Source organism: Candidatus Binatia bacterium, from assembly GCA_029248525.1.
Taxonomy (GTDB): domain Bacteria; phylum Desulfobacterota; class Binatia; order UBA12015; family UBA12015; genus UBA12015.
Window position 1 is genome coordinate 66,462 of sequence record JAQWJE010000049.1, and the last position, 17,720, is coordinate 84,181.

The following is a 17,720-nucleotide window of genomic DNA, read 5'->3' on the forward strand; positions in this document are numbered from 1 at the left end:
TGGCCTGATTCTGTCGCGACGGCTAAAGATTTGATTGTGGGACATCACGATCATAGCAAAAAAGACACCGATTCGGTGGCAGAGCACCGCCAGAAGGGTGCGCAAGCCCGTTGCCTGGTCATCACTGTCAGCGACTCGAGGACTCCGGAAACAGATCGGAGCGGGGATCGGATGTCCGCCCTGCTGGAGCAAGGCGGACATCATACAGCCCAACGCCTTCTCATCCCTGATGAGCCCGATCAAATCCGCCAAGCCATCACCAAGGCCCTCGAGGACCCCTCGATTGATGCGGTCCTGACCAACGGCGGCACCGGTATTGCCCCTCGAGATCTCACGACGGATGTCGTTGCGTCGCTTCTCGACCAACCCCTCGACGGCTTCGGTGAACTCTTTCGCTCTCTCTCCTTTGCGGAAATAGGATCGGCAGCAATGCTCTCCCGGGCCGTCGGCGGGATCGCCGGAAAGACCATGATCTTTTCTCTTCCCGGCTCGACCAAAGCCGTCGAACTCGGCATGACAAAGCTCGTCGTTCCCGAGCTCGGCCACCTTCTCGGGCTGCTGCGCTCATGAAAGTTCGCGTCCGTATGTTTGCTTCTCTGCGCGAGAGAACCGGTACCTCCAGCACCGATGCCGAACTCCCACAAGAAGCCACCGTTGCCGATCTGCTCCTCGAATTACAAAAACGCTTCCCCGCACTCGAAGGCTGTGGCCGGGTCGCTTACGCGGTCAACTCCGAATATGCCAAGCTCGAACATCCATTGGCCGACGGCGACGAGGTCGCCTTGATTCCCCCCGTCTCCGGGGGCATGGACGCAGGAAACCGGAACCCATGATCGCATTGACGGCAGAACCAATCGTTCTCGACGACCTTCTTGCAGCCGTCGCCGACCCGCAGGCCGGAGCGGTCTGCGTCTTTCTCGGCACGACCCGCAACCATAATGAGGGTCGTCAGGTGGAGGAGCTTGAGTACGAGGCGTACGCCGGTATGGCTGAAAAGGAGCTCGCCGGAATTGCCGAAGAAGCGCGCAAGCGTTGGGCGGTGGCCAAGGTCGCGGTGATCCACCGCACGGGCGTGGTCCCGATCGGATGCGCGAGCGTCGTGATTGCTGTGTCGGCAGCCCACCGGGGTCCAGCTTTCGAAGCGGCACGCTTCACCATCGATCGCCTGAAAGAGGTCGTACCCATCTGGAAAAAGGAACACTTCGAAGGGGGTGCCGTCTGGATCGGGGATCAAGCCGGTGAGCAAGGGACCTGGGAGACCCCGGACGGGAAGCAGGACCCGGGCCCGCAGACCTGAAGGCTCTCCCGAACCTCCGCCTGATGCGCCCCAGCGATTTTCAAACCCTCGAACTCCCTCGATTGCTCGATGCCGTCGCAGGCCATGCTGCATCAAAGGCCGGCGCCGAAGGCTGTCGCCAACGACACCCCCTGATTCACCGGAGCGCCGTCGAAGCCGAGCTCTTCCGCGTCGGCGAAGCGCGCGAGGCCAATGACGAAGAACTTGCTCCCCTGGGCTCCTTTCCGGACATACGCCCCATCCTCGCAAGCGCACGCACCGAAGGCTTCATTCTCGAGGCCGAGCGATGCCTCGAGGTCGTGGCCATCCTGTCGCTTGTTCGTCAGATGCAGGCCTGGCTCCGCCATCGGAGCATCGGTCGGCCACGCCTGTTGGCCGCGACCCAGTCGCTGCACCATTTACCGGCCCTGAGCGAGATGCTCGAGCGTTGCCTGGATCCTGAGGGGGGATTGCGGGATGAGGCCAGCCCCGAACTCCGAAGCATTCGCAGGCGGATACGCGGGCTGCGGTCGGGGCTTGAATCGCGTCTCGGCAAACTACTCCAGAAATCCTCCCACGAGACAACTTTCGCCGATCAGTTCGTCACTGTCCGCAATGGAAGATTTGTCTTGCCCGTGCGAGCAAGCGCCGCCGGTAGTCTTCCCGGAATCGTCCAAGATCGATCTTCTTCCGGCGAAACCATCTTCGTCGAACCACTTTCTTCGGTCGAAGATAATAACCAGCTCTTGTTGGCCGTCCGGGAGGAACTTGAGGAAGAGGCTCGTATTCTGGCGGCCATCACCGAAGCGATCGGGCAGAACGCTGACTCCTTACGAACCAATATCGAGACTCTGGTCGATCTCGACGGTCTTTTTGCAAGAGTTTCCTTCGCGCGCACCTACGATGGCATTTGTCCGCGGATCACCGATCGCGAAATCCTTTTGCCCGCAGTCCGTCACCCCCTGCTGGTGATGACCGACCGGAAGGTCACCCCCGTCGATATCGAGCTCGACGAGGAATTTGATCTTCTCGTCATCACCGGTCCCAATACCGGGGGGAAAAGCGTCGCCCTCAAAACACTCGGGCTTTCCGCCTTGATGGTCCAATGCGGCATTCCCATTCTCGCCGCCCCCGAGGCTCGGATACCCCTCTTCGACCAGGTCTTTACCGATATCGGCGACCGACAAAACGTGGCGGATGACCTCTCGACATTCTCGGGACATGTCCAAAACCTCGGCGAGATTCTCTCGGCTGCAACACCGGATACTCTGGTTTTGCTCGACGAACCCGGAACCGGAACCGACCCCGAAGACGGTGCCGCGCTTGCTCGCATTCTTCTTGAAGAACTGTCCGCCCGCGGCTCACGCACGCTGGCGACGACGCACTTCCAGACAGTCAAGGTTGCCGCCCTCTCTCATCCACGCACTCGGGTGGCGGCTGTCGATTTCCATTCCGAAAGTTTCGCTCCGAAATATAGATTGATCTATGACAGCGTAGGACCCAGCCTGGGTCTGACCATGGCGCGAAGACTCGGCCTGCCCGCCCCGTTGGTGCAACGCGCCGAAGAAGAGCGGAGTGAAGCCACAGCCGATCTCGCGGCGGCGCTGGATCGATTGGAGAATCAACGAAAAAAACTGGAGGCTGAAGTCTCCGACGCTCTCGCCGAGCGGCTGAAATTCAAAGCCATGAATGCCGAGCAGGAACGTCTGGTCAAAGAACTGACTGATAAAAAACAACAAAAATGGTCCGAGGAGCTAGGGGCTGCGCGACGCTTCGCCGAAGAACTGCGGATCGAGGGTCGCAAGTTGCTCGATCAAGCGAGGAAGAATCCACGCGATTTTGCGCGCCCGCTTGTGGACCTTGCTCGTGATCAACGAAAATCGATTGCGGATGCGGCCGATCAAGAGGCCTCGGCCAAAGCTCCGAACGCCTCGAGCGGAGAAATGCCGAAGGTGGGAGATCAGGTGCGGATCCGCAGCAACGGTCTGGTCGGCGAACTCATCGAATTCAATGACGATCGTGCACGGATCGGACGAGGGAAAATTCGCTTCGATGTCGCCCGGGAGGAACTCGAGAGGGTCGGTGGTCCTGCCTCGACCGGCAAATCGGGCTCCAGCGGAGGGTTTCGTGTTCAGCGCGCGCAACAACGAGCCGATAATGACGACGCTGGCTCGTCAATCGAATTACACCTGATTGGCGAACGAGTCCGCCCGGCGCTCGAAAGGCTGGAGAAATTTCTCGACCAGCAGGCGCTGGATTCTCGCGAAACTGTGAGGATCGTGCACGGTCATGGAACCGGCGCTTTGCGACGGGCCGTTCAGGAGCAGCTCACGATTTCACCCCATGTCGATCACTTCACCGAAGCTCCGCCCGCGCAGGGCGGTACAGGGGCCACAATTGTGTACCTGCGCGGATGACCTGCTTTTCCGAAAAAAATTGGCCGCTACAAGGGCATGGGCAACCGAAGAGACGACGAGGTCTGCCCGTCGCTGTCGATTAAAAGAATCTCCAGACCCCGAGCACCCGGAGGCAGTCCCGCAAGCGATAGTTGCACCGACCCCCGCTGCCGACCATAGCTTCCTGCTGCCAGATCCACGCGGATCGGTGCCGTGTCTCCGACGTGATCGATGATAATTTCGAGTAGCGTCAGGTTCCCGTCGAGGTCTGCCCAATCCAGATCCAGGTTGGTCTCGGTGTCTTCCGCCGGAAAAACTTCTGCCTGCAAAATTTTCGGGCGCCCCGCCAGCAGGTCGATATCCCCGGAAAGCGGTCGGATCGGCTGACGAGCACCCAAACCGGTCGCCATCCGCGCTCGCCCACCGGATGCCTTTCGAAAGAACGGCGCAAAAGCTCGTCGCAGGCTCTGGATCTTGTAGATGTCCCGCGCCTCCGGCGTCGAGCCCGAGGGCACGACAAGAACAAATCCCATATTGAATTTCTTCACCGATTGATTCGAGTCGGGGTAACGCTCGCCCAGTTGTTGGATCAGATCCTCGATCACTACTTCGCGCCGAATGCCGGTTACGGTTTCACCGATTTGATAAGGACGATCCGGCGTATCCCCGGTTTCCAGCGCAAAGAAAGGAGGGACCTCTTCGGGTTCGATCAGGCCCATGAGGTACCGGTCCAGATAACCAAACCTCTCCATGGTGCGCGCAACGCGATACGCGCCATCTCCGGCCGGCTCGAAAACAGCTCCTCCCAGAAACGAGGCTGTACTCGCCAACCCGGGGCTCCAATGACCCGAGTCTGCGTGCTGCATAAATGGCTCGTCCAGAAATCTCGGTACCCAACGGTGGCCTGCTTCATGAGCCAGAACGGCGAGAGTCGAGGGGGCGTAATTATAGGCCGGGTGCATCGGCGATGCCGTCGGATCATCCGCCCAAAAACCGATATCATTCATGATGATCAGATGTTCGAGGTTTGCCGAACCGAAGATGCCGGAATGATTGAAAATTGGCTGGCCCAAGCCCGAGGTCTGATTCGCCACTGTCTCCGCGTACACGAGATGAGGCGCATCTACGGGCTGATCGGTAAATACGGTCAGGAATTCGAACCGGTCGGGCAGCTCTGCATGTACGCGGCGAGACAAAGCCGCGGAATTTAATCTCGGCCGGTCTCGATACCAGCCAAACACCGCTTCCTCGGCATTGATTGATCGAACCTCGCGAATATCCTCGACGCGGGTGCTGAGGCGGTCGGCCCCCGGGGAAAGTCCCACCAACCCCCAACGGGTAGCCAGGGCGGAATACTCGACGAGAATGCGCCCCTCCCGGTCGATCTCCATAAAAAAGGAGTTTCTCGCTCCGGCCGGGCGGACCGAAGCCACATCCAGCCAGCTGATGGCGACCCGGCCTTTTTCCTGATGCACAAAAACTCCACTGGAGTTCGCCCGTCCCGGGAGCAGTTCGTTCCAGAGACCCGCCATGACGGGCGGGCCCGACATCACGGCGGCGAGAAGATTACCCGGTGCATTGGCTCGAGCAGCACTGCCAACCTGCCAATTCGCCCCGAACGCGATCGCCCCGTGCGGGTGGACCCAAATAGAATCATGGGAACGTCCATAAAATCGGATCGGTCGCTTCAGATCGACACGGATCGGCGCGGCCTCTCCCGGAGAGAAACCCAGCGCGGTACCCAGCGTGCGGTTACGGCGGCGTGCCGCGCTCTCTTCCGCGACGTAGCCCCCCGACGCACGCGGGCGAAATACCAGCCTTCGATTCTCCAGCGGCAGAGGATTCGCCGCATCAAGAATACGGCCATCATCTTCGACAACCAGGACGTGCCCAAAACGCTCCGCTCGGACGGAAGATGCGAGAGCCACCGACAAACCCATCGCTACGAAGAACAAGACCGCGAGACGGGTTGTTCGAATTTTCATATGCGAAGAGATTTTCATACCGACGTTTGGCTGGACCCCCTCGGGAATCAGCAAGATTATCCCACATCGGACGTGCTGTTGTGAGCTTTTTTTGCCCCGCAACCGCCATGGCAACAGCCCTGCTGATCATCGCCGGAGAGGAGCGATCGAGAAGCAAACCGCCAGCTATGGAGAACCCGTCGAAAAATTTGGCCGGTGCCTGAAATTTTCAGGGCCATCTCGGGCCCCATGGTTCTAGGGACGTAGTTTTTTCGCCACGACGTAAAGCTCGGAGGAATGCTGACGCGTTGTGTCCAATTTGACCGTTTTGACCCCGAGAAAGGTCCCTCGTAACTCCTGAATCAAGCCCTCATATTCAGCATCCATGAACAACTTCGCCGCGAAAGAACCTTCCGGGCGCAAAACAACCGGCGCCATCTCGATCGCTGCACGAACCAGTTCGGCGTGTCGAGCTGCATCCGCATGTTTGATACCCGCCAGCTTGGGCGCCATATCGGAAAGCAGGACATCTGCCGGGCCTCCGAGGAGACCTCGCAAGGATTCTCTGACGGTTGGGTCGCGCGCATCCCCTTGCAGAATTTCCACATTACTTCCGGGGAGCGCTTCCGATTCCGCAAGGTCCACGCCGACCACGCGACCGCTGGGCCCAACCAGCCGGGAAGCGATCTGCAACCAGGCGCCAGGCCAACATCCGAGATCCACCACCCGCATGCCCGGGCGAAAGAGTTTCTGGCGCTTGTGTAATTCTTCGAGCTTGTAGCCCGCACGCGACCGCAGACCCTCCTTCTTGGCCTTGCGATAGTGTATATCTTTACGGTCGTATTTCGGCACCACGAAATCAGCTTATTGGTTGGAGAAGAAAATAACTCCCGGCTCGTTCGCGATTGCGTATTCTTCGGTCAGATAGGGATTGTATGCCTGGTCACCAACCAGGTATCTCCCGAAGAATGCACCTGCGTAGAAATTCTGCGCTCGCAAGGCAATATCGATATCCAGAGCCGGCGGCTCACATGTGGCCTCATACGGACCGATCAGAGCTGATGCCCCGATCGAAGGCCAGGTTTCCTTGGTCAAGCCGATGCTGGTCAGCCAATCGCCGATCTGACAGATATTGGCGAAGTGCGTATGTGTCGCGCCCAAAACCGAAACGCCGAAAAGAACGTCACTCGAGGCCAAAGCGAGCGTTCGCTCCTGTTGCTCGATAAGCGGATCGAGTGTCCCGCAGAGAAAGAGGGCCGGGATGTCCAGCCTGCTGAGTTCCGCGTCCGTAATTTCCCGATTCGCGGCAGCAATTGGCATAATCGCGACAACTCGGGGGTCGGGGGCCTGATTGCGGAAGCCGGTTGCGACCGACGTCGCGGTAAAACCACCGTAGGAGTGCCCCATCACGCCGACCTGCTTGGTGTTGACGACATTATGAAAGGCGTCCTCGGTATCGGTGCAGCGCGAGTGCATGAAGTCGATCACCGCAGAGATATCCGGGGCTCGATCACCGCCCGGATCCGTCGAACTTCTATCGCTGTTGGTATTGCCTGTGTGTTCCGGAGCCACCACCACAAATCCTCGACTTGCCAAATATTCCATCAAGGGCAGCGACTGCGTATTGATCCCACCAAAGCCGTGCGAGAATACCAGCATCGGCCATTCCCTTGCCGGGTCCGGCTTGGCATCTCGATAGGCGATCTCGGAAGTAATCCCGGTATCCCCCTGTAGGGGATAAACAGTGAATTCCAGATTGGCGTCCGGCACGGCCGGGTACCAGAGGTCGATCGGCAACCGGCGATCGCCGCGCGAGGAATCCGTGACGACGTCCACCGTATGACCTACCGTATAGGACCCGAGCTCATCAGGTGGCACGAACGCAATTGGATCCCCGTCCGACGAGCCCCCGCAGGAAGCCAAAAGCAGAGCGAGGGCGGGAAGCAAAATTCCACCAGAGAGACGTTTGATTTTTTTCATCAGATAGATTCCTTCCGGACGGCCAATCCAACCGGGGCAGCCTTCACAGGGTTGCCCTTATTATGTAAGACCGTCGTGTGCGCCGACAGGAGTCCAACATTACGGATCTCGCCTCCGAGGTCCAGACGAAAGGCGATAAACCGTCCCGTGCACATCGTGATGATCGGGCGCCAATGAACTTCGCGTTCCCCAAAGGACAGGACGACGAAACGTGCTCGATCTCGATTCGCTGAACCCGCAACAATCCGAAGCCGTGCGCCACGGTGAGGGTCCCCTGCTCGTCCTCGCGGGAGCGGGGAGTGGAAAAACGCGGGTTTTGACCTACCGGATCGCTCACTTGATCGAGAAGCATGACGTATCGCCCCACGAGATTCTCGCGGTCACCTTCACCAACAAAGCCGCCCGGGAGATGCGTGAGCGATTGGTCGATCTCGTGGGAGACCGGATCTCCGATTTGACCGTCGGAACCTTTCACTCCACGTGCGCGCGATGGCTGCGACGCTATGCACCCAAGCTCGGACTACCGTCGAGTTTTGCGATCTACGATGACGCCGACTCCCTTGCCTTGTGCAAGCGCGCTCTCGAGGAAACCGAGGTCAACGATGAAGAGGTCCCGCCGCGGCTTCTTCGATCGATGATCGATCGAATGAAAAATCAGGCTCTGGATCCGGCAAAGTTGAGTCCGGGGCCCACATGGTCGGAGGGGATGATTCAGGCGGGCCGACGCTATGAAGAACTCCTTCACCAGCTTGGCGCTCTCGATTTCGGTAGCCTCATCACCGGCATGGTTCGATTGCTTACCGAGCACTCCGACGTCCGACGCACATTTCAAAGGCGCTACCGCCACGTACTGGTCGACGAGTATCAGGACGTCAACCATGCCCAGTATCTTTTGATCGACAAGATTTCAGGCTCGAATGGCAACCTCTGCGTGGTTGGTGACGACGACCAATCGATCTACGGATTTCGCGGCGCCAACGTTCGCGCCATTCTGGAGTTCGAACGTGACCATGCAGATGCTCACGTTGTCCGGCTGGAGCAGAACTATCGATCCAAGGGCAATATTCTCGAAGCGGCCGGGGCCGTGATCTCCTGCAATGCCGGACGGCACGGCAAACAACTCTGGACCGACGACGAGGACGGCGAGAAAATTCGTCTCGGCACATTTCCCGATGATCGAGCCGAGGCCCGCTGGGTCACAAGCGAAGTTCTCGACGCACAATCCCGCGGGCGAGACTCCGGCGAGATCGCTATTTTCTACCGCACGAATGCTCAGTCCCGCGTTCTCGAGGAGGAACTGGTGCGTCAGGGCGTACGCTACGTTTTATTAGGAGGTACGCGCTTCTACGACCGGCGCGAGGTCAAAGATGCTCTTGCCTACCTCCGCTCGTTGGTGAACCCCCACGATGACATCAGTCTTTTGCGCATTATCAACACACCGACCCGAGGGATCGGAAATACGACTCAGCAAAAATTATTGCAGGCCGCGCGAGATACCGGACGCTCCATATCTTCGGTGATCGACCTCCTCGAGACGGACCCTTCACTGGTCAATCTCGGAAAAGCGTCTCGCAGCCGCGTTCTTGCCTTCCGCGAATTACTCACAAACCTCCGCGAGAGAGTCGCACAGGCGAGCCTGAGCGGTCTGGTGGAAGGAATTCTGATCGAAAGCGGCTACCTGGAAAGGCTACGTGCCGAAGGAACCCACGAAGCCGAAACCCGTGCCGAAAACCTCGAAGAACTGGTCGGGGCTGCTCACGAAGCCGAAACCGGAGTCGTATACCCCGATACCACGACGGCTATCGAAGCCTTTCTTGAAAGAGCGGCTCTGGTCACGGCCATGGACGAAAACGATGATGGTCGTGGCGCTCTGAGCCTGATGACCCTGCATAACTCGAAGGGCCTCGAGTTCCCGCTGGTTTTCCTCGTCGGGATGGAAGAGGGAGTCTTCCCGCATATTCGCTCGATGGACGAGGGAACCATCGAGGAAGAACGTCGTCTCTGCTATGTCGGCATGACGCGGGCTCGCGAGGAACTCGTGCTGACCCGGGCTCGCCACCGTATCTTGTTTGGCACAAGCCAGAACAACCCGGCTTCGCGCTTCTTGCGCGAGATACCAGCAAGCCTTGTGCAACCAGTGGGTCTGTTCGGTGATGTCCTCGAAGACCTCGAGCCGTCGCCGGTCAAGGAGAGCCTGCAAAAGGGAATTGACCGACTGATCGAGCTCGGAGAACACAGTTCCGAGGAATTGGACACGGACGAGCCTCGGATCGACTACAGTGTCGGCCAGGAATTCAGCGAGGACGTCTCAGCGACCCCGCTGCGCGTGGGGACCGTGGTCAATCACCCCAAATTTGGTGCCGGCGTAGTGCGACGCAAGGAAGGCACCGGTGGGGCCACCAAGCTGACCATCCAATTCGAGCGTTATGGAATCAAGAAGCTGATTGCCCGCTACGCGCCCCTGCAAATCATGGGGCAAGAGGGGCCTTGGCACGGGTAGTGGCACGGGTAATGGCCCGCCTCAGGGCTGAGGATCAGCGGTGCGAACGCTCGGCGATCGTGTCGGAGTTGCCGCCGATGGCCACGCCAGTGGAAAGACCTTCGGAGTAGCTCTCGTAATCGAACCCTTCATGCGGGACATGACCAAAAATCGGCTCCAGATCGTCTTGCGAAACCAGCCGATAAAACGGTCGAGTGAAGAGCCATTCGACTGCGTAACCGATCGGATGCAGAACATAGGCAATGATCCGAAAAGGGTTGGACTGTGAATCATCATAATCGTCCACAGCTCTCGCGGGAGCCGCCAGAAGCATGACAACCATTACGGCCGCAGCAATTTTTCGAAGCATTTTCATGGATATCCTCAATTCTTCTCTTCCTCTCTATCCCACTCGGCGCCATCAGACCACCCCCCAAACGCTCCGGTCCGCCGACTTTCGGAGATGGAGGCGGGATTGCCTGTCCCGGTCGGGCATGTTCTCAAAGAGGTCATGGCTGACCCCAGCGCACCCCGGACGGGCTCCGAGGCCCCCCAAGGCAAGCGCGAGGGGCTTCTCCTTTTGCTGAGAAATGCCCGCGGTGCCTTGCAATTGCTCTTCCGTGCGGACTCGAGGCTGGCGCTATTACTGATCTTTCTCGCCTTCATCGAGGGCCTGCTTCCCGTTGGAATCGCTTGGGTCGGCAAGGAGCTGATCGATGCCGTCGTTGCCTCCGCTACGGGCAGCGCCCCCGATATATCGGGGGCGCTTTTCTGGGTCGCGGTCGAGGCGCTCCTGGTAATTGGCCGCTCGGGAGTCACGCAGCTCAATCAGGTCGCGGAAGTCCAACTCCGTTCGGCCCTCTCTCTTGGCGTCAATACCGCCATTCTCGAGAAGGCCATTCACGTTGGCTACCACAACTTCGAGGATCCCGATTTTCACGACCGCTTGTCGCAGGCCCGACGAGAAGCGAGTTCCCGGCCGCTGGATGTGGTCCGCCAGATTCTCCGCTTCCTTCGATCCTCCCTCACCTTGTCGGGCTATCTGGTTGTCCTCCTCTCCTGGAGTCCCTGGGCCGTGATCATTCTTCTGGGCTCGGCGATACCACCCTTTGTCGCGGAGGCGCGCTTCGGGCGTGAAGCCTTTCGCCTGAATCGATCGCGCATGTTCGAGAAGCGGCGGGCGCAGTATCTGGAATCTCTGATCTCGCGAACCGAGAGCGCCAAGGAAGTAAAACTTTTTTCCTTGAGCTCAATGCTGCTGGATCGATACAGAAAAACTTTTCAACGCTTTCACCGCGAAGACGCCGGCCTCGAGCGGCGGCGCGGCACGGCGGCAATCGCGCTCGGCATTGTCGCCTCCTGTGCTGTCTATGGATGTTACGCCTGGGTGGTGATCGACGCTGCTCGCGGCATCGTTTCGGTTGGCTCCTTGACTCTCTACCTGACCGCCTTTCGTCAAGGACAGAAATCTTTTCAGGACGGACTGCTCTCCCTTGCCCGCCTCTACGAAAACAACCTCTTCATGACCAATCTCTTCGAGTATCTGGAGACACCCGAAGACGAGCCTCACGAAGAAATTCCGTCGCTGACGGACTCGATCTCCGCCGCCGAAGGCATCTCTGTGGAGTTCTCTCAGGTTCGCTTCGGCTACCCGGGCATACCGAGAGACTCGATACAGAACTTGGACCTGAAGATCGCGCCGGGCGAAACGCTTGCGCTGGTGGGCCCCAACGGCGCGGGAAAAACGACTTTCGTGAAACTTCTGGCCGGCCTCTATCGCGCCAACTCGGGCGAAATACGCGTCGGAGGCACACCGATCGAGCAGTTAGGTCCCGCCGGCCTGCGCTCACGAATGGGTATCATCTTTCAGGATTTTGTTCGCTTCCATTTCAGCGCGGCCGACAATATCGGCGTCGGATGGCTTCCGGCCATGGGCGACGAAGATGCCATTCGCAAGGCCGCCCATGAGGGGGGCATCGCAGAAACGCTCGAGGCTCTACCGGACGGATATGCCCAAATCCTCGGACGGTGGTTTGGCGGAGAAGAGCTTTCGACCGGTCAATGGCAGCGCCTGGCTCTTGCGCGTGCCTTCATGCGTCCTGCACCTCTGTTGATTCTCGACGAACCCACCGCGGCACTCGATGCCGAAGCTGAGGCAGAGATCTTCGCACGCTTCCGCACCCTGACGGCCAACCGAACAACCATCCTGATCACGAACCGGTTTGCCAACGTGAGCTTCGCCGATCGAATCGCCGTCCTCGAACGCGGGGTGCTGACCGAACTCGGAACGCACGAGGAACTCATGGCCAACGATGCAACCTACGCGCGAATGTTCCGTCTGCAGGCATCCGGGTACCATTGAGCCGACCCCGCGTCCGCCCCCTCAGGCCCCTGAGGAACCGCAGCAGCAGCCGCACCATCGCGCGCTGCAGCAACCCAAAGGCATGAAGTTTCCCGGTGAATCGTCCGATTATTTTCACGTCGATAGAACGGATTCGGTATCGGATGGTTGTCCTGGGGGGGCTTATGCAAAGAGCATCGGGAAGGGTTGGAGCGGCGTTGGTTGTCGTGATCATATTGGCCAGCAGCGCGGGGAGCGGTCAGGCGCATGCGCAAGATGAGCCGGACCCCAGCGGTCTTTGCGGCTCCTGGCCGGTTCCCGAAACGCCCGACACGGAACCACCGGAATTATCACTGCAATGGCCAACGCCGGATGTCGTCATGCGCACCGGGATCGAAAGTAATTTCTGGGGCTATGTCGCTGACGACCAGGCTGTCACCAGTATTCAGGGAGCCCTGCAGCACATCGAAACCGGTCTTTGGTGGCGCCCAGATCAAACTTGGGGCGATCGCGAAATGCATCCTGCCGCGGTCGTCGATGCAGATGGCCATTGGCGATGGACGCATGCCCCGCAAGCCCCCGGCAGTTTTCGCCTGATCATCGAGGCGCGAGATGCAGCAGGGAACCTGACAAGCGCGGACACCACCTTCGCGGTGATCGGAGAGGCGCTGGTGCCAACTGGAGCGCCGCCCACTCCTCAGCCGACGCCGCAGCATACCCCCCAACCCGACCCGACGCCCGGACAGACACCTCGTCCCGAAGCGACACCTCGTCCCGAAGCGACACCTCTGCCGACCGCTCAGCCGACGCCGACCGTGGTGCCATCCCCGACGCCCCCACCGAACGATCCTCCGGCAAGCGATCCAGACTGGGTCCTGCGCTGGTCGGATGAGTTCTCGCAAGCCGCTGGCAGTCCACCCGATGCCGCACGATGGCGTGCGGAAGTCGGTGGCTGGGGCTGGGGCAATCAGGAACATCAGTTCTACACCGACAGCACCCGCAATGCGGCGCACGATGGTGACGGACATCTCGTGATCACGGCTCGCGAAGAAACTGTGCCCTCTTCAAGTTGTTGGTATGGCAGTTGTCTCTATTCATCTGCACGCCTGACGACCGAGGGGTTATTCGATCAGATGTACGGGCGATTCGAGGCACGCTTGCGGTTGCCCTACGGACAAGGGATCTGGCCGGCCTTCTGGACGCTCGGCAACGACTTCCGCGAAGTCGGCTGGCCCGCTACCGGCGAGATCGACATCATGGAGAATATCGGTCGGGAGCCGGGAACCGTCTACGGCACCATCCACGGTCCGGGCTATTCCGGAGGCGCGGGCCTCACAGGATCTTTCGAACTGCCATCCGGTGAGGCCTTCGCCGATGACTTTCACGTCTTTCGTATCGACTGGTCGCCTGGCGAAATCCGCTGGTTCGTGGATGACAACCTCGTGCACACTCTCACTCCCGGGGATCTGCCCAACCCGGAAGATTGGGTTTTCGATCACCCCTTCTTTCTCATTCTCAATATCGCGGTTGGCGGGCAGTGGCCGGGCTACCCCGACGGTACAACCACTTTCCCGCAAAGAATGCTGATTGATTATGTGCGCGCTTACGAGCGAGTGGTACCCGAGGTCCATCCTGAGCCATTTACCTACGTCGTGTTGCCCGACACGCAATATATGACGAGTCGAACCAATCAGGCCGTACCGGAGCAATTCGACCGGCAGACGGAATGGATCGCGTCACGGGTCGCGGCGGACAATATCAAATTCGTCTCCCACCTCGGGGATATCGTCGACTGGGGTCCCAGCAGAACCCAGTGGGAGATTGCCGACCGGGCGCTTTCCCAACTCGATGGCGTCGTCCCTTATGGCCTGACCTTCGGCAATCACGATGCGGATGATCGCGTCTGGGGCCGCCGCGATAACCTCTTCAATGAATACTTTCCTCGTTGGCGTTACGAGGAAGAGGCCTGGTACGGCGGGTCGTATCCGTCCAACAAGAACACCAACAGCTATCAGACGTTTACCGCCGGACCGCACACCTACCTTGTGCTGCACCTGCAATGGGATCCTCTTGCCGACGTGCGCGCGTGGGCCAATCAAGTCCTCGGCGCACATCCCGACAAGCGCGTGATCGTCTCAACCCATGAGTTTCCCGGCAACTGGCTGCTCTGGAACGAAGTGCTCCAGAACCACGCGAATGTCTTCCTGATTGTGTCCGGTCATGAATGTGCCCGCGAGCGCTTCCTGCCTCTCGAGAACGCGCTGGGTGGTGTCGTATATTCCGTCCTCACCGATTATCAATGCGACAACCCCTCGCAGGCCTTGCTGCGAACCTACAAATTCCATGCGGATGGCGACGTCGAGGCCACCACCTACTCCCCCTGGACCGAGGCTTATGAAATCGACGACTCTTCGTCTTTCCGGTTCCGTCCGGACTATGCGGGTGCCGCCATCTGCGACGATCCGAAACCTTTTTCGGGTGAACGCATGCAGATCCCCGGCCGACTCGAAGCAGAGGATTATGATGCGGGTTGCCCGGGGAGCGCCTATCTCGACCGCGACGGCCGGAATGAAGGGGGTGCCTATCGCGAGGACGGCGTAGATCTGGAGCCGACTGCCGACGGGGGAATCAACCTGGGGTGGACGCGGGACGGAGAATGGCTGACCTACTCGATTCGGATTCTGGAATCCGGTCGTTATGACCTCACGCTCCGGGTCGCCTCGGAGGGAAATGGATCGGTGCTGCGCCTATCGCTGGGGGGCGATTCCCTGACCGACCCGGTGGCCATTGCACCGACCGGGAACTGGCAGAGCTGGCAGGAACTTCGCCTGGAAGGCATCGACCTGATGGCCGGCGACCATCTTCTGCGCATCGATATCGACGACGGAGACTTCAATCTGGACTGGATCGATTGGGCCCGACAGCAGTAGCACTGGGGGGCAAAACATGAGAGCGCTCTCCGAGGGGATCCATCCGGGTGGGAATGACAACGAAACAACGCGGTGTTCTGGCAGGAATGTTGGCCGCATTGGGCGTGGGCATCACTCTGGTCGCTGCCAGCATGGCGTGGAACCCGCTCGAACTGACCGCGAATCTCGATCTGGAAAGCCGCCTGCGTCTGGCCGCCGGGTCGTGCATGGTCCTGATCGTCTCGCTCGCGATTACGATCGGGCGTCTCGCAAAGCATCGCTTTCTGACACCGGCAGACATGGACGGTGCCGCCGGTGGGGCGGGGTCGGCCCGAGCGCGGATCCTGCAATCCCTGCTGCAGAACACACTTGAGCAGGCCGTCCTCGCCGGGGGAATTTACCTTTGCTGGTCTGTCTGGATGCCACCACAATGGCTGTCAGTACCTTTCGTGGCTGCCATCGCCTTCGGGATCGGAAGAATCTTTTTCTTTGCCGGATATGAAAAAGGTGCTCCGGGCCGCGCCTTCGGCTTTGCATTGACCTTCTATCCCTCAGTCCTCATGCTGGCCGTGCTCGTTGTGTTCATTTCGGTGCATGGGTAACGCTTGCCGGATGAAGGCCGCGAAAAACGCCGAATCCGGAATCGCCATCATCTTCGATATGGACGGCGTGCTGATCGACTCCGAGCCGAACTGGAAAATCGCCGAGGTCGAGATCTTCAGAGAACTTGGCGTGCCCCTGACCGAAGCCATGACCCGGCAGACCACCGGGCTGCGCATGGATGCTTGCGTGGAGTACTGGCGCGAGCGCTACCCCTTCAGAGGAGACGCTGCCGAGATCAGTGCCGAGATCACCGGCAAGATGGCCGACTGGGCGCGCTCTTCCGGGGCGCCTCTTCCCGGTGTGGCCACGGCCATCGCAATCGTGCGCCGTCAGAGAATTCCGCTTGGCTTGGCGACCTCATCGGACTTCTCCCTGATTGAGGCGGTTCTGGAGCGGCTGGATCTGGAAGATGCTTTTTCTGCCATTGCCTCGGCATCCGAGGTGGACTGCGGCAAGCCGGATCCAGCTGTCTACCGCCTCTGTGCCCGTCGCCTGGGCTACGCGGCAGATCAATGCATCGCCATCGAGGATTCTGTAGCGGGCGTCCAAAGCGCCACCGGCGCCGGCATGAAGTGTATTGCCGTTGGCGAGGCGACGGCCTCCCGAGACGACCTGCTGGGTGCCGGCGCCACGGGTTGGCTGGCCTCTCTGGAAGACCTGGACGTCGATACCTTGGGGGAGCTGAGCGGCCTCAGCTCGTCGGGTCCAGAAGCACCTTCATGAAACCATCTTCCCGCTTGTCAAAGCGGCGATAGGCTTCGGCCCCCTCGCTCAAGCCCAACCGATGGCTGAAGACCGCTTCCGGCCGAATCCGCCCGGATTGCAGAAGCGGAATCAACGCCGGCCAGAATTCCGGCACCGGGACCACGCCGAACGCCATGGTCAGATCCTTGGTCACCGCCAATGGCATCGGCAAGGGAAAATCCATTTCCAGATTCACACCGATCACCGCCAGCACCGCTCCGGGGCGCGCGAGCATCATGCCGGAGTGGATCGTCTCCTGAGCGCCAACCGCTTCGATCACGGCATCCGCCCCTTGCCCACCGGTCGCTTCGATCACGTGCATCAGTGCATTGTCCGGCGTCACGGCCTCGGCACCCAGCGATACCGCAAGCGCTCGCCTCTCGGGCACAGGGTCCACGACGATAATGCGCGACGGTCCGTAGAGTTGCGCACAAATAAGCGCCTGAATGCCAACCGGGCCGGCACCCAGGATGGCTACGGTGTCACCGGGGTTAATCCGTGCCGATTTCGCCCCGAAAAATCCCGTCGGCAAAATATCGGTGAGAAGGACCGCCTGCTCCTCGGAGATCCCATCGGGCATCAGCGTCATGGAATAATCCGCCCCGGGCACAGCGACCGCTTCAGCCTGACCGCCGGGTAGATCCGGCATGACGCCAAAAACGCGGTTCATATGGTTCAGGCACCGGACCACTTCACCGCGGCGGCAACTATCGCAGTCGCCGCAACCAATGACGCCGGCGACGATGACGCGGTCGCCGCTCTTGAAGTTCCTCACCTCGGAGCCAACCTCGACCACCTCACCGATGAACTCATGGCCGACTGTAAACGGCCCATCGGTCATCATCAGGCCATGGTATAGATGCAGATCCGATCCACAGATTGCCGTTGCCTCGACCCGCACGATCGCACTGCGAGCGTCCTGTGGCTTGGGATCGGGTACCGACTCGACCCGCATGTCTCCTGCTCCGTGATACACAATGCCGCGCATGGGACGCGATCCTGTCGTAACCGGACCACAGGGGCAAGGC

General features: G+C 59.8%; 14 protein-coding genes and 1 pseudogene. 10 read left to right on the forward strand and 5 right to left on the reverse strand.

Annotated elements, in window-relative coordinates:
- The first annotated feature begins 36 nt into the window (after positions 1-36).
- From P8K07_12830 to P8K07_12845, 4 genes are read left to right on the forward strand one after another with little or no spacing between them, the layout of a single operon-like run.
- Entirely contained in the window at positions 37-570 is a 534-nt protein-coding gene (locus P8K07_12830) for a MogA/MoaB family molybdenum cofactor biosynthesis protein (protein ID MDG1959400.1), read from the forward strand.
- A gap of 14 nt (positions 571-584) precedes the next feature.
- Positions 585-833: a molybdopterin converting factor subunit 1 gene (gene moaD, locus P8K07_12835; GenBank protein MDG1959401.1), complete on the forward strand. Its 249-nt coding sequence runs from the start codon at positions 585-587 to the stop codon at positions 831-833.
- Positions 830-1,297 (forward strand): molybdenum cofactor biosynthesis protein MoaE, encoded by a 468-nt coding sequence (locus tag P8K07_12840; GenBank protein MDG1959402.1) that lies wholly within the window; start codon positions 830-832, stop codon positions 1,295-1,297. Before moaD ends, P8K07_12840 begins: the two co-directional genes overlap by 4 nt.
- A gap of 23 nt (positions 1,298-1,320) precedes the next feature.
- Positions 1,321-3,693: an endonuclease MutS2 gene (locus P8K07_12845; GenBank protein MDG1959403.1), complete on the forward strand. Its 2,373-nt coding sequence runs from the start codon at positions 1,321-1,323 to the stop codon at positions 3,691-3,693.
- A gap of 26 nt (positions 3,694-3,719) precedes the next feature.
- Here P8K07_12845 and P8K07_12850 read toward each other — a convergent pair whose 3' ends face one another.
- The 3 genes from P8K07_12850 to P8K07_12860 all read right to left on the reverse strand — a co-directional run bounded on the left by P8K07_12850 (position 3,720) and on the right by P8K07_12860 (position 7,616).
- Positions 3,720-5,657 (reverse strand): hypothetical protein, encoded by a 1,938-nt coding sequence (locus P8K07_12850; GenBank protein MDG1959404.1) that lies wholly within the window; start codon positions 5,655-5,657, stop codon positions 3,720-3,722.
- Between the two features lie 234 nt (positions 5,658-5,891).
- Entirely contained in the window at positions 5,892-6,491 is a 600-nt protein-coding gene (locus P8K07_12855; GenBank protein MDG1959405.1) for an RlmE family RNA methyltransferase, read from the reverse strand.
- Positions 6,492-6,500: 9 nt separating this feature from the next.
- Positions 6,501-7,616, reverse strand: a complete 1,116-nt coding sequence (locus P8K07_12860; GenBank protein ID MDG1959406.1) for an alpha/beta fold hydrolase — start codon at positions 7,614-7,616, stop codon at positions 6,501-6,503.
- A gap of 211 nt (positions 7,617-7,827) precedes the next feature.
- Between P8K07_12860 and P8K07_12865 the strand changes: the two genes are divergently transcribed.
- Entirely contained in the window at positions 7,828-10,116 is a 2,289-nt protein-coding gene (locus P8K07_12865; GenBank protein MDG1959407.1) for a 3'-5' exonuclease, read from the forward strand.
- 34 nt (positions 10,117-10,150) lie between these two features.
- Here the strand turns inward: P8K07_12865 and P8K07_12870 are convergent, their stop codons facing one another.
- Entirely contained in the window at positions 10,151-10,471 is a 321-nt protein-coding gene (locus tag P8K07_12870; GenBank protein ID MDG1959408.1) for a hypothetical protein, read from the reverse strand.
- Positions 10,472-10,606: 135 nt separating this feature from the next.
- Between P8K07_12870 and P8K07_12875 the strand changes: the two genes are divergently transcribed.
- From P8K07_12875 to hxpB, 5 genes and pseudogenes are all read left to right on the forward strand, one after another.
- On the forward strand, positions 10,607-12,457 hold the full coding sequence (locus tag P8K07_12875; GenBank protein ID MDG1959409.1) for an ABC transporter ATP-binding protein: 1,851 nt from the start codon (positions 10,607-10,609) through the stop codon (positions 12,455-12,457).
- 794 nt (positions 12,458-13,251) lie between these two features.
- Positions 13,252-14,043: pseudogene (locus P8K07_12880) on the forward strand (glycoside hydrolase family 16 protein).
- A complete protein-coding gene (locus P8K07_12885) occupies positions 14,017-15,366 on the forward strand; it encodes a carbohydrate-binding protein (GenBank protein MDG1959410.1) in 1,350 nt (449 codons plus the stop codon). Before P8K07_12880 ends, P8K07_12885 begins: the two are co-directional and overlap by 27 nt.
- A 53-nt stretch (positions 15,367-15,419) precedes the next feature.
- The gene (locus P8K07_12890; GenBank protein ID MDG1959411.1) at positions 15,420-15,947 is read left to right on the forward strand and encodes an MAPEG family protein; all 528 of its coding nucleotides are present in this window, start codon (positions 15,420-15,422) and stop codon (positions 15,945-15,947) included.
- Positions 15,948-15,957: 10 nt separating this feature from the next.
- The gene (hxpB, locus tag P8K07_12895) at positions 15,958-16,671 is read left to right on the forward strand and encodes a hexitol phosphatase HxpB (GenBank protein ID MDG1959412.1); all 714 of its coding nucleotides are present in this window, start codon (positions 15,958-15,960) and stop codon (positions 16,669-16,671) included.
- Here the strand turns inward: hxpB and P8K07_12900 are convergent.
- Positions 16,640-17,680, reverse strand: coding sequence for an alcohol dehydrogenase catalytic domain-containing protein (locus tag P8K07_12900; protein ID MDG1959413.1), 1,041 nt, complete (start codon positions 17,678-17,680; stop codon positions 16,640-16,642). The genes hxpB and P8K07_12900 overlap by 32 nt on opposite strands.
- Between the last annotated feature and the right edge of the window lie 40 nt (positions 17,681-17,720).